The organism is Candidatus Accumulibacter phosphatis, assembly GCF_000024165.1.
GTDB classification, from domain to species: Bacteria; Pseudomonadota; Gammaproteobacteria; order Burkholderiales; family Rhodocyclaceae; genus Accumulibacter; species Accumulibacter phosphatis.
In genome coordinates, this window is the sequence record NC_013194.1 from 662,381 (window position 1) to 680,623 (window position 18,243).

Annotated in this window: 17 protein-coding genes; 10 read left to right on the forward strand and 7 right to left on the reverse strand. The window is 64.5% G+C overall.

What is annotated here, in order from left to right:
• Nucleotides 1-160: 160 nt before the first annotated feature.
• From CAP2UW1_RS02750 to CAP2UW1_RS02760, 3 genes are read left to right on the forward strand one after another with little or no spacing between them, the layout of a single operon-like run.
• Nucleotides 161-865: a TetR/AcrR family transcriptional regulator gene (locus CAP2UW1_RS02750; RefSeq protein WP_015765147.1), complete on the forward strand. Its 705-nt coding sequence runs from the start codon at nt 161-163 to the stop codon at nt 863-865.
• Nucleotides 862-1,965, forward strand: coding sequence for an efflux RND transporter periplasmic adaptor subunit (locus CAP2UW1_RS02755; RefSeq protein WP_015765148.1), 1,104 nt, complete (start codon nt 862-864; stop codon nt 1,963-1,965). Before CAP2UW1_RS02750 ends, CAP2UW1_RS02755 begins: the two co-directional genes overlap by 4 nt.
• A complete protein-coding gene (locus CAP2UW1_RS02760) occupies nt 1,962-5,045 on the forward strand; it encodes an efflux RND transporter permease subunit (protein WP_015765149.1) in 3,084 nt (1,027 codons plus the stop codon). The genes CAP2UW1_RS02755 and CAP2UW1_RS02760 overlap by 4 nt, the downstream gene beginning before the upstream one ends.
• Nucleotides 5,046-5,171: 126 nt before the next feature.
• Here CAP2UW1_RS02760 and CAP2UW1_RS02765 read toward each other — a convergent pair whose 3' ends face one another.
• Both CAP2UW1_RS02765 and CAP2UW1_RS02770 read right to left on the reverse strand, forming a co-directional pair.
• A complete protein-coding gene (locus CAP2UW1_RS02765) occupies nt 5,172-5,597 on the reverse strand; it encodes a universal stress protein (RefSeq protein WP_015765150.1) in 426 nt (141 codons plus the stop codon).
• A gap of 30 nt (nt 5,598-5,627) precedes the next feature.
• Entirely contained in the window at nt 5,628-7,043 is a 1,416-nt protein-coding gene (locus CAP2UW1_RS02770; RefSeq protein ID WP_015765151.1) for a citrate transporter, read from the reverse strand.
• A 412-nt stretch (nt 7,044-7,455) separates the two neighbouring features.
• Between CAP2UW1_RS02770 and CAP2UW1_RS02775 the strand changes: the two genes are divergently transcribed.
• Nucleotides 7,456-8,043, forward strand: a complete 588-nt coding sequence (locus CAP2UW1_RS02775) for a TRAP transporter small permease subunit (protein ID WP_015765152.1) — start codon at nt 7,456-7,458, stop codon at nt 8,041-8,043.
• Entirely contained in the window at nt 8,043-9,542 is a 1,500-nt protein-coding gene (locus tag CAP2UW1_RS02780) for a TRAP transporter large permease (RefSeq protein WP_015765153.1), read from the forward strand. Before CAP2UW1_RS02775 ends, CAP2UW1_RS02780 begins: the two co-directional genes overlap by 1 nt.
• A 148-nt stretch (nt 9,543-9,690) precedes the next feature.
• On the opposite strand, the gene CAP2UW1_RS02785 is transcribed toward CAP2UW1_RS02780, so the two are convergent.
• Together CAP2UW1_RS02785 and pmbA are read right to left on the reverse strand one after the other, a co-directional pair.
• On the reverse strand, nt 9,691-10,770 hold the full coding sequence (locus CAP2UW1_RS02785; RefSeq protein WP_015765154.1) for a TRAP transporter substrate-binding protein: 1,080 nt from the start codon (nt 10,768-10,770) through the stop codon (nt 9,691-9,693).
• A 104-nt stretch (nt 10,771-10,874) separates the two neighbouring features.
• The gene (gene pmbA / locus CAP2UW1_RS02790) at nt 10,875-12,254 is read right to left on the reverse strand and encodes a metalloprotease PmbA (protein ID WP_015765155.1); all 1,380 of its coding nucleotides are present in this window, start codon (nt 12,252-12,254) and stop codon (nt 10,875-10,877) included.
• A gap of 117 nt (nt 12,255-12,371) precedes the next feature.
• On the opposite strand from pmbA, the gene yjgA reads away from it, so the two are divergent.
• Nucleotides 12,372-12,911: a ribosome biogenesis factor YjgA gene (gene yjgA / locus CAP2UW1_RS02795; protein WP_015765156.1), complete on the forward strand. Its 540-nt coding sequence runs from the start codon at nt 12,372-12,374 to the stop codon at nt 12,909-12,911.
• A complete protein-coding gene (gene mog, locus CAP2UW1_RS02800) occupies nt 12,898-13,497 on the forward strand; it encodes a molybdopterin adenylyltransferase (protein ID WP_015765157.1) in 600 nt (199 codons plus the stop codon). The genes yjgA and mog overlap by 14 nt, the downstream gene beginning before the upstream one ends.
• A gap of 12 nt (nt 13,498-13,509) precedes the next feature.
• On the opposite strand, the gene CAP2UW1_RS02805 is transcribed toward mog, so the two are convergent.
• Complete coding sequence (locus CAP2UW1_RS02805) at nt 13,510-15,042, reverse strand: hypothetical protein (protein WP_015765158.1); 1,533 nt, start codon at nt 15,040-15,042, stop codon at nt 13,510-13,512.
• 170 nt (nt 15,043-15,212) lie between these two features.
• Here CAP2UW1_RS02805 and CAP2UW1_RS02810 point away from each other — a divergent pair, with 170 nt between their 5' ends.
• The 3 genes from CAP2UW1_RS02810 to CAP2UW1_RS02820 all read left to right on the forward strand — a co-directional run bounded on the left by CAP2UW1_RS02810 (nt 15,213) and on the right by CAP2UW1_RS02820 (nt 17,122).
• Nucleotides 15,213-16,034: a thymidylate synthase gene (locus tag CAP2UW1_RS02810; RefSeq protein WP_015765159.1), complete on the forward strand. Its 822-nt coding sequence runs from the start codon at nt 15,213-15,215 to the stop codon at nt 16,032-16,034.
• Nucleotides 16,035-16,082: 48 nt separating this feature from the next.
• Complete coding sequence (locus CAP2UW1_RS02815) at nt 16,083-16,592, forward strand: dihydrofolate reductase (RefSeq protein ID WP_015765160.1); 510 nt, start codon at nt 16,083-16,085, stop codon at nt 16,590-16,592.
• Nucleotides 16,593-16,687: 95 nt separating this feature from the next.
• On the forward strand, nt 16,688-17,122 hold the full coding sequence (locus CAP2UW1_RS02820) for a DUF721 domain-containing protein (protein ID WP_015765161.1): 435 nt from the start codon (nt 16,688-16,690) through the stop codon (nt 17,120-17,122).
• Here the strand turns inward: CAP2UW1_RS02820 and CAP2UW1_RS02825 are convergent.
• Both CAP2UW1_RS02825 and lpxC read right to left on the reverse strand, forming a co-directional pair.
• Nucleotides 17,109-17,297: a hypothetical protein gene (locus tag CAP2UW1_RS02825; protein WP_015765162.1), complete on the reverse strand. Its 189-nt coding sequence runs from the start codon at nt 17,295-17,297 to the stop codon at nt 17,109-17,111. The genes CAP2UW1_RS02820 and CAP2UW1_RS02825 overlap by 14 nt on opposite strands.
• Nucleotides 17,298-17,301: 4 nt before the next feature.
• Nucleotides 17,302-18,231, reverse strand: a complete 930-nt coding sequence (gene lpxC / locus CAP2UW1_RS02830; protein WP_015765163.1) for a UDP-3-O-acyl-N-acetylglucosamine deacetylase — start codon at nt 18,229-18,231, stop codon at nt 17,302-17,304.
• Between the last annotated feature and the right edge of the window lie 12 nt (nt 18,232-18,243).

Below are 18,243 nucleotides of genomic sequence, written 5' to 3' on the forward strand. Positions count from 1 at the left end.
TCTGATTTCTTGCAATTAATCAGAGACTTACCTTAAGGGCTGCCGGAAGGTCCGTCAGAAGCGGGCTCGCTACCATAGACCCACCCTGGCTCCGCGGCGGACTTGACGACGCACGTCGCCAGACGTATATTACTGACCAGTCAGTCATTAGTGTTGCCCAATGAATTCATTCGTTCCCCAAACCGCCTCCGGCGTTCCCGCCGAAGCCCCGGTCCCGCGCCGCCGTCGCAAGGACGCCCGACCTTCCGAACTGACAGCGGCGGCGCTCGCGCTGTTCGTGGACAAGGGCTTCGCCGCCACCCGACTCGACGACGTTGCCGCCCGCGCCGGGGTCTCGAAAGGCACGCTCTATCTGTATTTCAGTAGCAAGGAAGCGCTCTTCAAGGCGGTGATCGAAGACGGGATGGTAGCGGCACTGGCGGCCGCCGAGGAGCGCCTGGCCGGCTTTCATGGTTCGGCCGCTGAGTTGCTGCACGAGCTGTTGCTCGGCTGGTGGCGGCAGATCGGCCGCACGGCAATGGCCGGCGTGACCAAGCTGATCATTTCCGAGTCGAGGAACTTCCCCGAAGTGGCTCAGTACTACCACGAGCGGGTGATCACGCGTGGCCGGGCGCTGCTGCGCCATGCGCTCGAGCGCGGCATCGGCAGCGGCGAGTTTCGGCCGCTGAATGTCGAAGCGGCCATCGACGTGATCATTGCGCCGCTGCTGATGTTGGCGATCTCACGCTTCTCGCTACGCCTGTGCGGGCCGCAGGTGGCGCCGGAGACCTATCTCGAAACGCATTTCGAACTGCTGCTCCAGGGCTTGCGCGGCGCCGACCCGATCGACGACCGGCAGTCGACGGCGACGACGGCATGCAGATGAACGCGACCCGCGCCGCGTTCTTCCGGCGGTGGCTGCCGGCGCTGTCGGTGCTCGCCCTGCTCGCTGCCTGCGGCAAGGAGCCGGCACCGCCCGAGCCGCCGAGAGGGGTACTGACGCGCGTCCTCGGCGACACCGCCGGCGATGAAACGCTGACCTATTCGGGAGAGGTTCGCTCGCGCTACGAGATGCCGCTGGCTTTCCGCATTCCCGGCAAGGTCACCGCCCGGCTGGTCGATGCCGGTGCTGTCGTCAAGGCGGGCCAGGTGCTGGCGCGGATCGATCCGGCCGACACGGCGCTGTCGGCGGCATCGGCCGTCGCGCAACTCGAACTGGCCGACGCCGACCTGCAGCGTTTCCGCAGCCTGCGCGCCAGGAACTTCGTCAGCCAGGCGGCGTTGGATTCCCGGGAGACCAGCTTCAAGGCAGCAAAGGCGCAGGCCGAGCTGGCCCGCAACCAGTCGTCCTATACGGTCCTCAAGGCCGACCAGCCGGGGGTCATCGGCCTGATTTCGGCGGAAGTCGGACAGGTGGTGGCGGCCGGGCAGACGGTGATGCGGCTGGCGCGACCCGACACCCTGGAAGTCGCCATCGCCATTCCCGAAGGGCGCATGTCCGACGTGCGCGCCCTCGGCACCGCCGAGGTGACGCTCTGGGCGGACGGCGAGGCACGCTACGCGGGCGCGCTGCGCGAAGTGTCGCCGGTCGCCGACCCGCTGACGCGGACCTACGCGGCGCGGGTATCGATCGATCGTCCGGATGCGCGCATCCTGCTCGGCATGACCGCCAAGGTGCGCTTCCTGCGTCCAGCCGGCGGCACGCGCCTGACCGTACCGCTGACCGCCGTTTTCCAGCACCAGGGCCGACCGGCGCTGTGGGTGGTCGGCGGCGACGAGACGGTCAGTCTGCGGCCGGTCGACCTCGCCAGCTACCGCGAAGACACGGCGATAGTCGCAGGCGGCGCCAAGGCCGGCGAGCGTATCGTCGTTGCCGGTGTCCACAAGCTGACCGGTGGCGAGCGGGTGCGCGTCATCGACGCGGCACGCGCCGCCGAGCCGCCATCGTCGCCGGTGTCCGGGAGCCTGGGCAAGTCCGCACCATGACGCCACCCAATCTCAGCGACTGGGCGCTGCGTCACCGCTCGCTGATCGGCTACCTGATCGTCGTGCTGATGCTCGCCGGCGTGCTCGCGTATTTCAAGCTCGGGCGCGCCGAGGACCCTGACTTCACGTTCAAGGCGATGGTCGTGCGGACCTTGTGGTCGGGCGCGACGGCGCCGGAAGTGCAGCTGCAGGTGACCGAGCGGATCGAGCGTCGACTGCAGGAAGTTCCCTGGGTGGACGTCCTGCGCTCGCAGACGCGGCCTGGCGAATCGCTGATCACGGTGCTGCTCAAGGATTACACGCCGAAAAAGGAGGTGCCCGAGACCTGGTATCAGGTGCGCAAGAAGATCGGCGACATGCGGCATACCCTGCCGCAGGGTGTGCTTGGCCCCTTCATCAATGACGAGTTCGGCGACACTTTCATCACCATCTACGCGCTGACCGGCGACGGCTTCGACCTCGCCAGGCTGCGCCACGAGGCCGACCGTATCGGCCGCGAACTGCGCCAGTTGCCGGACGTCAAGAAGATCGAGCTGTTCGGCGTCCAGGACGAGAAGATCTACATCGAGGTGTCGCACGCCAAGCTGGCGACGCTGGGCCTCAACCCGCTGGCGATCGTCGACGCCCTGCAGAAGCAGAACGCGATGAGTCCGTCAGGTTTCTACGAGACGCCGTCCGACCGTGTACGCATTCGCGTCTCGGGCGACTTCGAATCGCTGGCGCATATCCGCGAGATCGGTATCCAGGCGGGCGGGCGTCTGTTCCGCCTCGGCGACATCGCCAAGGTCGAGCGTGGTTTCGCCGACCCACCGACGCCGCGCATGCGCGTCCAGGGGCAGGACGCGATCGGCATCGGCATCGCCATGAACAAGGGCGGCGACGTCATCCGCCTGGGCGATCGCTTGCAGGCCGAGACGAAGCGCTTACAGCAGCAACTGCCGCTGGGAATCGACCTGCACGTCGTTGCCGACCAGCCGCAGATCGTCCGCCAGTCGATGAATCTGTTCATGTCGTCGCTCGCCGAGGCGGTGGTGATCGTCCTCGCGGTGTCGTTCATCAGTCTCGGCCTGCGTACTGGCGCCGTCGTGGCGCTGTCTATTCCGCTTGTGCTGGCGATCACCTTTCTCGTCATGTACGCCTTCGCCATCGACCTGCAACGCATCTCGCTGGGGGCGCTGGTGATTTCACTCGGCTTGCTGGTCGATGACGCGATCATCGCCGTCGAGATGATGGTGGTGAAGATGGAGCAGGGCTGGGACCGCTTCCGTGCGGCGACCTTCGCCTACACCTCGACTGCCTTTCCGATGCTCACCGGCACACTGATCACCGCCGTCGGCTTCATGCCGGTCGGTCTCGCCAAGTCGGGAGCCGGCGAGTACACCTTTTCGATCTTCGCGGTGGTGAGTATTGCGCTGCTGGTTTCCTGGGTGGTCGCCGTGCTGTTCACCCCCTATCTCGGCTATCTGGTTCTCGATGCCGAGAAACTGCAGCAAAAGGCGCAGCAACATGGCGAGGACCCCTACAACACGCCGTTCTACCGGCGCGTGCGGGCGAGCGTCGAGTGGTGCCTGCGGCATCGCTGGCTGGTCATCGCCGCGACGCTGGTCGCTTTTGCCCTGTCGCTGGCCGGACTGACGCTGGGCGTGCAGAAACAGTTCTTCCCGGCGGCCAGCCGGCCCGAGTTGCTGGTCGATCTGTGGCTGGCCAATGGCTCGTCGCTGAAAGCGACGGAAGCGCAGGCGAGGAAGGTCGAAGCGCTGCTCGGCGAGCCGGAAATGGCGCGCTCGATCCGCTATTACGCCAGCTACCTCGGCAACGGCAGCCCGCGCTTCTATCTGCCGCTCGACCAGCAGTTGTTCAACGACGGTTTCGCACAGTTCGTCATCACCACGCACGATATCGATGCGCGCGAGGACCTCAAGCGCCGCCTCGAGCAGCGCTTTGCCGACGCCGGCGGTGAGTGGAGCGGGCTACGCACGCGCGTGCTGCGCCTCGAGAACGGCCCGCCGGTCGGCTTTCCGGTGCTCTTCCGGGTTTCCGGCGACGATCTCGGCGAACTGCGGCGCGTTGCGGCGGAAGTGGCGGCGGTGATGCGCGGGCATCCCTACCTGAAAGAGGTGAACTTCGACTGGAACGAGATGGGCAAGACGATCCGCATCGACATCGACCAGGATCGTGCGCGCGCGCTCGGCATCAGCTCGCAGGAACTCTCGGCGTTCCTCAACTCGATGCTCAACGGCGTTGCCATCACCCAGATGCGCGAAGGCGACCAGTTGATCGATGTCGTCGCGCGTGCCGCTGGTGACGAGCGCGCGCAGATCTCGGCCCTGGCCGATCTCAACATCCACACCGGCAGCGGTCGTTACGTGCCGCTCGCGCAACTGGCGAAGATCAGCTACGAACTCGAGGAACCGGTGATCGCCAGCCGCAACCGGCTGCCGACGGTGACCGTTCGCGCCGACATCCGCGACGGCATCCAGGCGCCGGCCGCGACGGCGCAGATCGAGCCCCTGTTCGAACCGCTGCGCGCGCGCCTACCGCCAGGGTTTCGCATCGAGGCCGGGGGCGCCACCGAGGAATCGGCGAAAGGCGAAAATTCGATCAAGGCGGTGATGCCGCTGATGCTGGTCAGCGTCATCACCCTGCTGATGATCCAGCTGCAGAACGTCGGCCGCACACTGCTGGTCCTGTTGACGGCGCCGCTCGGGCTGATCGGCGTTTCCCTGGCGCTGCTGATCTTCAGGGTGCCCTTCGGCTTCGTCGCCAACCTCGGAGTCATCGCGCTGTCGGGAATGATCATGCGCAACGCGGTGATTCTCGTCGACCAGATCGAGCAGGACGAGAAGGCCGGCAAGGCCGCCTGGGAGGCGGTCGTCGGCTCGACCGTGCGGCGCTTCCGGCCGATCATGCTGACCGCGGCGGCGGCGATCCTGGCGATGATACCGCTGACGCGCAGCGTCTTCTGGGGACCGATGGCCGTGGCGATCATGGGCGGCCTGATCGTCGCGACGCTGCTGACGCTCCTCTTCCTGCCGGCGCTCTATGCGGCGTGGTATCGGGTGCAACCGGCGAGGATCTAGGTCTTGCTCCTGCGGCCGCGGCGACTGCCCGTCAGTGTCGCGGAGACCGGCAGGGCGAAGGCGTCCGGCATGGTACGACGCCCCCGCTGTGCAGAATTCTGGGCAGAGCCAGGCGCGCGCCGCCGATCACTTGACGACGGTGACCGGCACCTGCGCCAAGTGGATGACCTTCATCGTCACCGAACCCAGCAACAGGCCGGCGATGGCGGAGGCGCCGCTGCTACCCATGATGATCTTGTCGCAACCGATCTCGGTGGCGTGCCGGGCGATGGTCTGGGCGACGTCGCCGACCAGGATCGTGGCCGTATAGGAAATGCCGGCCGCATCGAGGCGCTGCCTGGCCGCCTGCAGCGCGTCCTCGCCTTCCGAGAGTTGCAAGGCGGCGATCTCGTCGGCGGTCAGTACGCGCCGAATCTCCCAGGAATCGATGGGCTCGCGCACATGCAGCAGATGGACCTCCATCGGTTCGCGCGCCTGCACCAGACTGATGAGATGATCGACGGCGCGTAGCGCGTTGTCGGAGCCGTCGAATGGAATGAGTGCCTTGAGCATTTTCTGGGTCCCCACGGAATGTTCTGGTGGTCAGGCGGCAGGCGCCGGGTGGCGAACGAGGTTCGCCACAGGTTGATCGCCTGCCCAAGCCGGGCTGGCAGCGAGCACGGTCGGTCGGACGGCGTCGATGCCCTCGGCCTTGTGCCTGGGATGCGGCTGCCAGCCGAGGACGAAGAGCAGCGTGAGAAAGCCCACGACATAGCCCAGGGTGACGTGCCAGCCGTGCAGCAGCCAGCGTCCCGCCGACTTGGCCTCGGGAAACATGTTGGCCAGCGCGACGCCGGCCGACGAACCGAACCAGATCATTGAGCCACCATAACCGACGGCATAGGCGAGAACGCCCCAGTCGTAGCCACCCTGGACGAGCGCCAGCGCGGTCAGCGGGATGTTGTCGAACACCGCTGAGACGAAGCCGAGCCCCATTGCCGTCTGCCACGACGCGGCGGGCAGCTTCTCGACCGGCATCATGGAGGCGCAGAGCACCAGCGAGAGCAGGAAAATGCTGCCCTTCAAGGCATCCGGCAACAGGCTCCATTCCGGTCGGCGCAACGGCGTCGCGAGCAGCAACGCCAACCAGACCGCCGCACCCAGGAAGGGGAAGCGGTCCGAGACCTCGGGAAAGAGCACATTGACCGTCACGTTGGTGACGATGGCGGAGAGCAGGATGAAGCCGACGATGGCCACGCGCGCCCAGTCGACACGCGTCGCCTCACCGGAGTGCGCGACGATTGGCGCGTAGCGGTGCTGCTGTAGCGCCGCCGGAATCCCGCAGAACACCAGCGCGACTCCGGCAGCGACATAGGCGTGTGTGACGTCGAGCGGGCTGACGCCATCGATCCACATCATCGTGGTGGTGGTGTCGCCGACGACGCTTCCCGAGCCACCGGCGTTCGAGGCGGCGACGATGGCGGCCAGATAGCCGATATGAAGGCGATGGCGAAAGACGATACGCGCGACCGTGCCGCCAATCAGGGCGGCGGCGATGTTGTCGAGAAAGCTCGAGAGGAAGAAGATCATGACCAGGAGGACGAAGCCACCCTGCCAGCCGCCAGGGAGGTAGCGCGGCAAGGCGTCCGGCACCCGGCTTTCCTCGAAATGGCGTGCCAGCAGCGCGAAGCCGAGCAGCAGGCCGAGCAGATTACTGAGCATCACCCATTCATGCTGCAGGTGGATCGCCAGTCCACCGAGCCCGGCGCCAAACTTGAAGCCGGTGAACAGCAGTTTGTAAACGGTGATCGTGGCCAGCCCGGTCAGCGCGACCTGCAGGGTGTAGTGGTGCAGCAGCGCAACGCCCAGAAGCGTCAGCGCAAAAAGGATGAAATCGACCGGGATGCCGAAAAGGACCGGTCCTTCCGGGACCGTTTCGGCGGCCCAGGCGGGGCCAAGAGCAAGCAGCAACAACAGGGTGGCCCCCGGACGGAGACAGCCGGCGAATTTGTGGCGCATGGGGAGTGAGTCCTCAACTGGTGGTCAGTGTAGATGGGATGGTTCCTTGAACGAACGCGAGTAGCCTGCGGCGGATGCCGGATTGTACCACCGAGGCAACGAGCGTCACCCGCGGCCTCCCGATCCCTCTCCGCCCCGACCTTCACGGAACTCTCGGATGCCTGGTCCGCAGCTTCCATATGATTGATTGGACGGTCATTTGCCGTATCCGACGGGCGCGCTTGGCGATCGCGAAATCGCCCTCGCATAGAACGAAGATGTGCCATAATCAGCCGCTCAGCGGACGGCTTCGGGTTACGCGCCGGAGTCGTTCCTGGCATGTTGACCTGACGAATTGCCCGTCACGAGGCAAAGCGCAAGCAGTCGGGTTCAGGAGGAGTGGTATTTCCAGTCGTCTACGGAGGGACTTCCCGTGCAAGCATTGCTCAAGCTCTCAAGTCTGATCGATGCGCTCACCGAGCGCGTCGGCAAGGCGATCATCTGGCTCGTTCTCGTCGTCACCCTGATCGCCGCCGGCAATGCGGTGATGCGCTACACCCTGAACTACAGTTCCAACGCCTTTCTCGAGATCCAGTGGTACCTGTTCTCGGCGATCTTCCTGCTTGGCGCCGGTTACACGCTGATGCGCAACGAACATGTGCGCATCGATCTGATTGCCGGCCGGATGTCCCGGCGCGGCCAGGCCTGGATCGACATCTTCGGCATCATCTTTTTCCTGCTGCCGATGGCGGTCGCCGTGATGTACCTGTCGTGGCCGATCTTCCTCCTGGCACTGAACAACAACGAACAGTCGAGCAATGCCGGCGGCCTGGCGGTCTGGCCGGTGCGCCTGCTGGTGCCGATCGGTTTCTTCCTGCTGGTCATTCAGGGCGTTTCGGAGTTGATCAAGCGCTTCGGCTTCCTGCAGGGCCTGTGTCCCGATCCGACCGCCAAGGGACACAAGCCGACGCCCGAAGAAGAACTCGCGCTGGCCATCAAGGCGCAGAAGGGAGAGCTCTGATGACCGAGTTCGTGATCGCCAACATGGCACCGATCATCTTCGCTTCGATGGTGCTCTTCCTGCTCGTCGGTTTCCCGGTGGCCTTCGCGCTGGCCGCCAACGGCATCTTCTTCGGCCTGATCGGCATCGAGCTCGGGCTGCTCGGACCACAACTGTTTCAGGCGCTGCCGGACCGCATCTTCGGCATCATGAACAACGACACCTTGCTGGCGATCCCGTTCTTCACCTTCATGGGGCTGATACTCGAGCGGTCGGGGATGGCCGAGGATCTGCTCGATACCATCGGCCAGCTTTTCGGGCCGCTGCGCGGTGGACTGGCCTTCGCGGTGATCTTCGTCGGTGCGCTGCTCGCCGCAACGACCGGTGTCGTGGCCGCCTCGGTGATCTCGATGGGCCTCATCTCGCTGCCGATCATGCTGCGTTACGGTTACGACACCAAACTGGCTACCGGCGTCATCGCGGCGTCCGGAACGCTGGCGCAGATCATCCCGCCGTCGCTGGTACTGATCATCATGGCTGACCAGTTGGGCAAGTCGGTCGGCGACATGTATGCCGGCGCTTTCCTGCCGGGGATGGTGCTCACCTCGTTCTACGTCGGCTATGTCGTGCTGGTGGCGATTTTCAAGCCGCGTTGGGCGCCGGCGCTGCCGCTCGAGGCGCGCACGCTGCGTGGTGGCAAGCTGCTGCTGCGCGTGCTGACCACGCTGGTGCCGCCGCTGATGTTGATCTTCCTGGTGCTCGGGACGATCTTTCTCGGTATCGCGACGCCGACCGAAGGCGGCGCGATGGGCGCCACCGGCGCCCTGATCATGGCCCTGGCACGCCAGCGCCTGAGTTGGAGCCTGCTCAGGCAGGCGATGGAAACGACCGCCAAGCTGACCACCTTCGTCGTCTTCATCCTGGTCGGCGCGCGCGTCTTCTCGCTAACCTTCTACGGCGTCGACGGCCACCGCTGGGTCGAGCATCTGTTGACCGGGCTGCCGGGCGGCGAGGTCGGCTTCCTGATCGTCGTCAACGCGCTGGTCTTCCTGCTCGCCTTCTTCCTCGATTTCTTCGAGTTGTCCTTTATCGTCGTGCCGCTGCTGGGTCCGGTTGCCCAGGCGCTCGGCATCGACCTGATCTGGTTCGGCGTACTGCTGGCGGTCAACATGCAGACTTCGTTCATGCATCCACCATTCGGCTTCGCGCTTTTCTACCTGCGCTCGGTGGCGCCGGCGTCGGTCAAGACCACGGACATCTACTGGGGAGCGATACCGTTCGTCTGCATCCAGATCATCATGGTGGTGATCCTGATCTTCTTCCCGCAGTTGGTCACTTTCGGTCTCGCCAAGGACGCCAAGGTCGATCTCGATTCGGTGCAGATCGAAATGCCGACTTCCGACTACGGGGCGCCCGGGTCATCGCCCGGACTGGAGAGTCCCAAGGATTCGCCTGCCGACTCGGAAGATTCCGCCAGCAAGGCGATACGCGATGCGATGAAGCAGGAGCAGGCGAAGTAGACGACCCGGCTCTCCGCCCGACGATCGCGCGTCGTCGCGTAAATGGGCGATGGGCAACGAAAAAGGGAACCGAGGCTGACCTCGGTTCCCTTTTTCTGTCGATCCGCAGAGGCGCCGCCAGCGAATGGCGGCGGTGCCCGCGACCGGTCTATCGCTTGCTGTACATGTAGTTGGTATACGCGCCTTCGGCAATGCGCATCCAGAGGTTCTGATCGTCCATGAACTTCTTGTAGTCGTCGTAGACCTTCTTGAACTCGGCATTCTTCGCCGAGGTTTCGGCGTAGAGCTCCATCGCCGCCTTGTAGCAGGCATCCATGACTTCCTTCGGGAACTGTTTCAGCTGCGTTCCCGAACCGACCAGTTGCTTGAGCGCGGTCGGATTCTTGGCGTCGTACTTGGCGACCATGTCGACGTGCGCGTCGGCACAGGCCAACTGCAGGATGGTCTGGTACTCCTTGGGCAGTTCGGCGTACTTCTTCAGGCTGACATAGGCGGATACCTGCGGCCCACCCTCCCACCAGCCCGGGTAGTAGTAGAACTTGGCGACCTTGTTGAAGCCGAGTTTCTGGTCATCGTAGGGACCGATCCACTCGGCCGCATCGATCGTACCCTTCTCGAGCGCCGGATAGATGTCGCCACCGGGAATCTGCTGCGGCACGGCTCCCAGCTTGCTGAGCACGGCGCCGGCGAAGCCGCCGATGCGGATCTTCAATCCCTTGAGGTCGGCTGCCGTCTTGATTTCCTTGCGATACCAGCCGCCCATTTGTGTCGTCGTGTTGCCGCAGGGGATGGTCATGATGTTCGACTTGGCAAAAAACTCGCCGAGGAGCTTTGTACCGTTGCCGTGGCGCATCCAGGCGTCCATCTGGCGATTGGTCATGCCGAAGGGAACCGCCGTTTCGAGGGCGTAGGTGGGATCCTTGCCGAAGAAGTAATAGGACACGGTATGTCCCATTTCGACCGTGCCGTCCTTGACGGCATCGAAGACCGCTGGTCCGGGAACGATTTCACCGCCAGCGAAGACCTGGATCTGGAATTTGCCGCCGGTCGCCTCGGCCACTCGCTTGGCCATGTATTCGGCGCCACCGTAGATGGTGTCGAGGCTCTTCGGGAAGCTGGAAGCCAGACGCCATTTGATCGTCGGCGCATTCTGGGCGATCGCCGGCATGGCCACGCTGCCGGCGGCAAGGCCTACACCGGCATTCTTCAGAAACGAACGTCTTTCCACAATTTGTCTCCAGTAGGTTCTTGTAAGGGAAGTGCCTCGCGATTATAGCTAAAGCAGGCGCGCGCTGAGCACCGATTTGTTCGCGCCGGGGGTGCTCGGGTGGTCTAGTTACCGGCGACCTTCATCTGCTCGATGAGCAGGGATCCCACGTGTTTCGAACCGCGAACGAGGACGTCGTTGCCAACCGCAGCGACGTTCCTGAACATGTCGCGCAGGTTGCCGGCAATGGTGATCTCTTCGACCGGGTGGGCGATTTCGCCGTCTTCGATCCAGAATCCGGCGGCGCCGCGCGAATAGTCGCCAGTCACGTAGTTGACGCCATGGCCGAGCAACTCGGTGACCAGCAAGCCGCGTCCCATTTTCTTGAGCAGGCCACGGAAATCACGCTTGCCGGGATGAATGATGAGGTTGTGACTGCCACCGGCGTTGCCGGTCGTCGGCATTCCCAGCTTCCGCCCGGTATAGGTGCTCAGGAAATAGCCTTGTAGCCGCCCGTTGCGGACCACTTCACGGTCATGTGTCGCCACCCCGTCGCTGTCGAAATAGGTGCTCGCCAATGCGCGCGGCAGGTGTGGTCGCTCGCTGATCTGCACCTTCTTGGAGAAAACGCGCTTGCCGAGGCTATCGACGAGGAAGGATGTCTTGCGGTAGAGGCTGCCGCCACTCGCGGCATGGACGAAACTGCCGATCAACGACGGGGCAAGCGGTGCCTCGAAGAGCACCGGCACCCGGCAGGTCTTCACCTTGCGGGCGCCGAGCCGCGACAGGGCGCGTTGCGCGGCGCGCTCGCCGATCGATTCGGGTGAGGCGATCGCCGCCTGATCGCGGGCGATCGAATACCAGTCGTCACGCTGCATGGCGTCGTTCTCGCCGGCGATCACCGAGCACGACAGGTAATGCCGCGACGTCGGGTAGCCGCCCATGAAACCCAGGCTGTTGGCCGAGACGAACTGCCCTTCCTGGATCGAAACCGTGGCGCCTTCCGAGTTGCTGATCTGCGGGCTGAGCGCGAAAGCCGCCTGTTCGCAGCGGCGCGCGAGGTCGACCGCGGCTTCGACCGAAAGCAGCCAGGGATGGTAGAGGTCGAGACCGGGCAGGCTTCCGGTGTCGGTCGCCAGGAGGCTGGCGTCGGGCAATCCGGCGCAGGGATCGGCGGCGGTGAAGCGGGCGATGTTCAAGGCGGCATCGACCGTTTCGCGCAAGGCCGTCGGAGAAAAGTCCGAGGTGCTCGCCTGACCCTTCCTCTGGTCGAGATAGACGCTGACCGCGATCGATTTGTCGCGGTTGTACTCGATGGTTTCGACTTCGCCGCAGCGCACCGTCACCGATTGCCCGAAGCCGTCCGAGACATCGACCTCGCAGGCGCTGGCTCCCTGCTTTGCGGCGTAAACGAGAACGTCGCGGGCGAGTTCCTGCAGGGTCTCGAAGCGGTGGCTGAAGCGCGATGCGGGCGCTGGGATGGCAGTGGTGGCTGGACGGGGCATGGGGGCGATGGTTGGCGGCAAAAGCCGCTATCATAGCAGTTCACCCGGATGGCATTGGCGCCGGCATTTTTCCTCTCCGTTTTCCCTGCCGCAGCGAAAGGCCGATCGCCCAGACCGATGAACATCCCCGAAGAAGAACCGGCACCCCCATCGAAGACACAACGCAAGCGGGCCATGGAGGAACTCCAGGCACTCGGCGAGGAACTGGTGGGTCTGGCGCCCGATCGGGTCAGGAAGATCGACCTTCCCGACGACCTGCGCGCGGCCGTTCGCGAAGCGCAACGCATGCTGCGGCGCGACGACGCGCGGCGGCGACAGATGCAGTACATCGGCAGGCTGATGCGTGACGTCGACGCGGAACCGATACGCGCGGCTCTGGCAGTGATTCGTGGGGAGTCGGTCGACGAAACCGCAAGACTGCACCGCATCGAGCGTATGCGCAGCGAACTGCTGGCTGATGAGAGGGTTCTGTACGAGATTGCCCAGCGTTGCCAGTCGGTCGACCTGCAGCAACTACGCGCGCTGCGCCGATCCGCCTTGCTCGAACTGGAGAAGGGGAAGCCGCCGCGCAGCTACCGGGCCATTTTTCAGATCCTCAAGGAACTCGAGCCGCCTGACGACGCGGCCCCCACCGACGATGAACATGACGACCAATGAAGAACTGCTGATCGGCCTGCTGTCGATCAGCGACCGCGCCGCGCAGGGCGTCTATGAAGACCAGGGAATCCCCGCGCTCCAGCAGTGGTTCGGGGCCGCGCTGAGCAGCCCCTGGTGCAGCGCGACGCGGCTGATTGCCGATGACCAGGCGTCGATCGAGCGGACGCTGATCGAACTCGTCGATGAGCTTGGCTGCCATCTCGTGCTGACCACCGGCGGCACCGGCCCGGCGCCGCGCGATGTCACTCCGGAAGCCACCCTTGCGGTCGCCGACAAGGTGCTGCCGGGCTTCGGGGAGGAGATGCGTCGCATCAGCCTCAATTTCGTGCCGACCGCCATCCTCTCGCGTCAGCTTGCCGTGGTGCGCGGCAAGGCCTTGATCCTCAACCTCCCCGGGCAGCCGAAGTCGATCCGCGAAACGCTCGAGGGGGTAAGAGCCGCCGACGGCAGCTTGCTCGTCAGCGGCATTTTCGCTGCCGTACCGTACTGTCTCGACCTGATCGGTGGTCCCTACGTCGAGACTGTTGACACCATCGTCAGTGCCTTCAGGCCAAAATCAGCACAGCGGCCAAAGCCGGCGGCTTGAGGGTGGCGAGCCTCAGGCGGTCGCCGTCGGGTTGTGGAAGCGGCCGATTTCGTAGTCGCCGCCACTCTCCTCAAGTTCCGCCGGTACCAGCATGTGACGTTGGCCGGCACTGTTGAACTCGAGTGACTCCCGCAAGTTGAAGCCGCCCTGTGGCAGCAGGAGGCGAACCAGTCCGGACCCGCTCCCGTCGCGCAACCAGATCCCGGGGAGGCCGATGACTGCCGCGAAGCCACTGCGGCGCGGGCGCAACTCGATGCTTTGCGCCTGCCGGGAGAGCAACTGGATACCCAGGCTGGCATGCTCGCCGCTCAGTCGGTTGAAGCGCCGCACCACACCGAGAAGCCAGTTGTCGCCGCCCTCGGGTTGTAGACAGAGTAGCGTGCCGAGCTTGAGAGGGTCGCCCGGAGAGTGGCGCAGGCAGGCGCGGAAGCCTCCGAGACTGACGTTCTCGACCAACCAGACCTCGTCTTCGCGGTTCGCGTCCAGGCCCGGCAGTGCGCCCGAGAACACCCTGTAGCTGGCATCGAAGCCGTGCAGGACCGCCATTTTCGTCTTTACGGGGTGTCGCTGGTGCCTTCGTTGCGGCGCTTGCACCGTCCAGTAAAGGCGCAGATGGCGGAGGACCGGCAGCAGGACGTTCGGCGGAAAGTCGCCACCAAGATTGATATCGGCTGGCACTTCGCCGTGTTCGACGAGTTGAATCAGTTCTTCGAGCTTGGCGAGCGCCGTTCCCGGCGAGAAGAAGCGCAGGCCAGGCCGCGCCAGACCCGGCGACAGCGCCAGCCGGGCCGGTACCGAGCCCGCCGCTGCATCGACCCAGTAGACGCTGTCCGGTCGGCAATCGGCGGCCAGGACGAAGCGCGGCAGGAAGTGCGTGATCAGGCGGTCGACGATCTCGATCTGGCCGGGCAAGAGGCTGTCCATCGACGACGTGAAGAGGACGATCGCGTGCAGGTACTGCTGTGCGACGCTGGTCAGGCCGCGCTGCGCCGGATAGATCTGCAGGAGTTTCTGCGCGTATCCCGCGGCCTCGGCTGCCAGGTAGGCTTGGCCCATCGTGCGCCAGAGGCCATCGTCAATCGGCCCGTAGTGAAATGCCAGCCACTTGACCTGAATCCGGCGTGCCGCCTGAGCACGCGCGGCAGCTAGCGGCATCGACGGCTTGAAGGCGTCGACGCCCTTGCCCTTCGGGTCAAGCTGGGCGCGCTCGAGGCACGCGGCGTAGAGTCCGGCAATCTCACTCCAATAGCGAGAGATCTTCGTCCATAGGCGTTGCTCTTCCGCCAACGGGAGGTTTGTCGAGGGCAGGTAGTCGCGTGCGAGACGGATGAGGTGAGGCTGGCCGGCTTCGTCAAGCTGGCGGATGATGTCGAAATAGTGGCCAAGGCGGAAATCCTTGGCGTCCTTCAGCGACTCGAACCAGTTCATCATTTCGTCGATGGCGTTGGCCGCCTTGGCGACCAGCAGGTCGGCGAGGACTCGCTTCATCTCCTTGCTGTCGGCAAGCAGATGGTCAGGGCGTTTGGGGAACAGCTGGAGGATCATCGGAAGTCAAGCCTGGTGCCGGCGGCCGGGGGGAGAAGGGGATTGTAAACCAGGAGCGCGGCGAATACGATCGAAGCTCGCGAGCCGGCAGGATGGTGGCGCTTTGCTCTACCGCTTTGTTCCACCGCTTTGTTCTACAATTCGCTCTGGTAAATCGACAGGCAGCAGGCATGCAGCAGTATCTCGACCTGATGCACCATGTCCTCGAACATGGCGTGTCCAAGGCAGACCGCACGGGAACCGGCACGCGCTCGGTTTTCGGATGGCAGATGCGTTTCGACCTCGCTGCCGGCTTCCCGCTGCTGACCACCAAGAAGCTGCACCTGCGCTCGATCATCCATGAGTTGTTGTGGTTCCTGCGCGGCGATACCAATGTCCGCTACCTGCAAGAAAACGGCGTGCGCATCTGGGACGAGTGGGCCGACGAGAACGGCGACCTCGGCCCGGTCTACGGTCGGCAGTGGCGCCACTGGCAAGCGGCCGATGGCCGCGAAATCGATCAGATCGCGCAACTCGTCGACAACCTGAAGAAGAACCCCGATTCGCGTCGCCATCTGCTGACCGCCTGGAATCCGGGTGACGTCGAGCGCATGGCGCTGCCCCCCTGTCATGCCCTCTGCCAGTTCTACGTCGCGCCGGCGTCAGCTTCCGCTACGGATCGGCGCCCACAGCTTTCCTGCCAGCTCTACCAGCGCAGCGCCGACATCTTTCTCGGCGTACCCTTCAACATCGCCTCCTACGCACTGTTGACGATGATGGTCGCGCAGGTCTGCAACTATCGACCGGGGGACTTCGTGCACACTTTCGGCGACGCGCATCTCTACGGCAATCACTTCGACCAGGCGCGGCTGCAGTTGACCCGCGCAACCCGTGCACTGCCGACGATGCGCCTCAACCCCGAGGTCGACGACCTGTTCGCCTTCCGTTTTGAGGACTTCACTCTCGAAGGCTACGACCCGCATCCGCACATCGCCGCCGCCGTGGCTGTTTAGGGCGTGGACGATGGATCGCCGGTGCCGTCAGCGTCAGCATTGCGCCGCATGATTTCCCTGATCGCTGCCGTGGCGCGCAACGGAGCCATCGGCCGGAATCAGCAGTTGCTGTGGCGTCTGCCCGAAGACATGCGCTACTTTCGCGAGACGACCAGTGGCAAGACGGTGATCATGGGCAGAAAGACCTGGGAATCCTTGCCGCCAGCGTATCGGCCGCTGCCCAACCGGCGCAACATCGTGCTGAGCCGCAATCCGGCCTACCTGCCGCGCGGCGGGGATCTGGCCTGCTCGATCGAAGACGCGCTGCGTCTGGCCGGCGGCGCCGCCGAGGTCTTCATCATCGGTGGTGAGGAGCTTTATCGGCAGACCATGCCGCTCGCGACGCGCCTCTACATCACCGAAGTCGCCGAGGAGTCTCCTGGCGACGCTTTCTTTCCGGATGTCGCGTCTGGCGAATGGCGGGAAATCTCGCGGCGGGTGGGCAGGAGTCGCGCCGCGGGCAGTGCCCTTCGAGACCAGGCTCCCGCTTTCGACTTCGTGGTCTACGAGCGCCGCTGAGCAGTCCCTGGCGCGCCGCTGCCGGGCGAACGACGCTTGCCCTGCGCTTGGCAACGAGAATAAGATGCCCCCTCTGTGTCTCCCTGAATTCGACGATGGCCGATCTGCTCGAGAACTACCTGCAAGACAGCGAGGGCGCCGGCAAGGTATTGGTGCACGCCAGACTGTTGATCAGGCTGGCCGGTCTCTATGCGGAGATTGCGCCGACGCATCTCGCGCGGGCAAGCCGTGTGGCCAACTTCAAGTCGGGGGTTGTCGTCATCCACGCCGACAGCGGTGCGATCGCTGCCAAGTTGCGTCAGATGGCGCCGACGCTGGTCGACCAGCTGTCGCAGCGCGGCATCGAATGCAGCGGCGTCCAGGTCAAGGTGCAGGCGCGTGACCAGCGCGAGCCCGCGCGGGCGCCGGCCCACAAGCCGCTGAGCGTGAGAACCAGCGCGGAGTTGACGGCGTTGAGCAGTTCGCTGCCCACCTCGCCGTTGCGCCGAGCCCTGGAGGGTCTCCTGGCGCGCTCGGCTAGAGAGGAATGATGGCCACTCGCTCGATGATCATCAGCGCGAAAACCAGTAGCGCGATCACCAGAGAATAGCGAAACAGTCGCCAGGAGAACTGCAGATAGCGCGAGTCCCGGGTCAGGAGGAAGGCCGCGATGCCGCAACCCACGGCGATCACCGTGAGGACCGCCAGCAAGCGCAGCAACCACATTTCGTCAGAAGACCGGCAACGCGAGCCAACTGAGGACGGACTTGGGTGCCTGCTCGTGGTCTTCGAAAGTGACGTACTCCCAGGCATCGGGGCTGGCCAGCAGTTCGCGGGCCAGCAGATTGTTGAGCGCATGTCCCGATTTGTGGGCGACGAACGAGGCCAGTAGCGGGTGACCGAGGAGGTAGAGGTCGCCGATGGCGTCGAGCACCTTGTGCTTGACGAACTCATCGTTGTAACGTAGCCCGTCGGCGTTGAGGACGCGGTACTCGTCGAGGACGACCGCATTTTCGAGACCGCCGCCCTGCGCGAGGCCGTTCTCGCGCAACCATTCCACCTCCTGCATGAAGCCGAAGGTGCGCGCTCGCGCCACTTCGCGAACATACGACTGCTCGGCGAAGTCGATGGTCACCGACTGCCCCGTGCGGTCGATCGCCGGATGATTGAAGCCGATCGAGAAAGCGAGGCGAAAGCCGTTGTAGGGATCGAGGCGAGCCCATTTGTCGCCCGAGGCATCCGTCTCGGCGACTTCGATCGGGCGCTTGACGCGGATGAATTTCTTCGCCACCGGCTGTTCCTCGATGCCGGCAGACTGAATGAGGAAGACGAAGGGCGAAGCCGAACCGTCGAGGATTGGCAATTCGGCGGCATCGAGGTCGACGAAGGCGTTGTCGATACCGAGGCCGGCGAACGCCGACATCAGGTGTTCGACGGTGCCCACTCTGGCGCCGCCATACTCCAGACACGAGCACATGCGCGTGTCGCCGACCAGTTGGGCCCTGGCTGGCACGTCAACCACCGCTTCAAGATCGACACGACGGAAAACGATGCCCGTGTCGGGTGCGGCCGGGCGCAGGCTGATCGTCACCTTGACGCCGGAATGCAGGCCGACGCCAGCCGCACGGACCACGGCCTTGAGTGTTCGCTGCTTTAACATGTGTCTGAATAA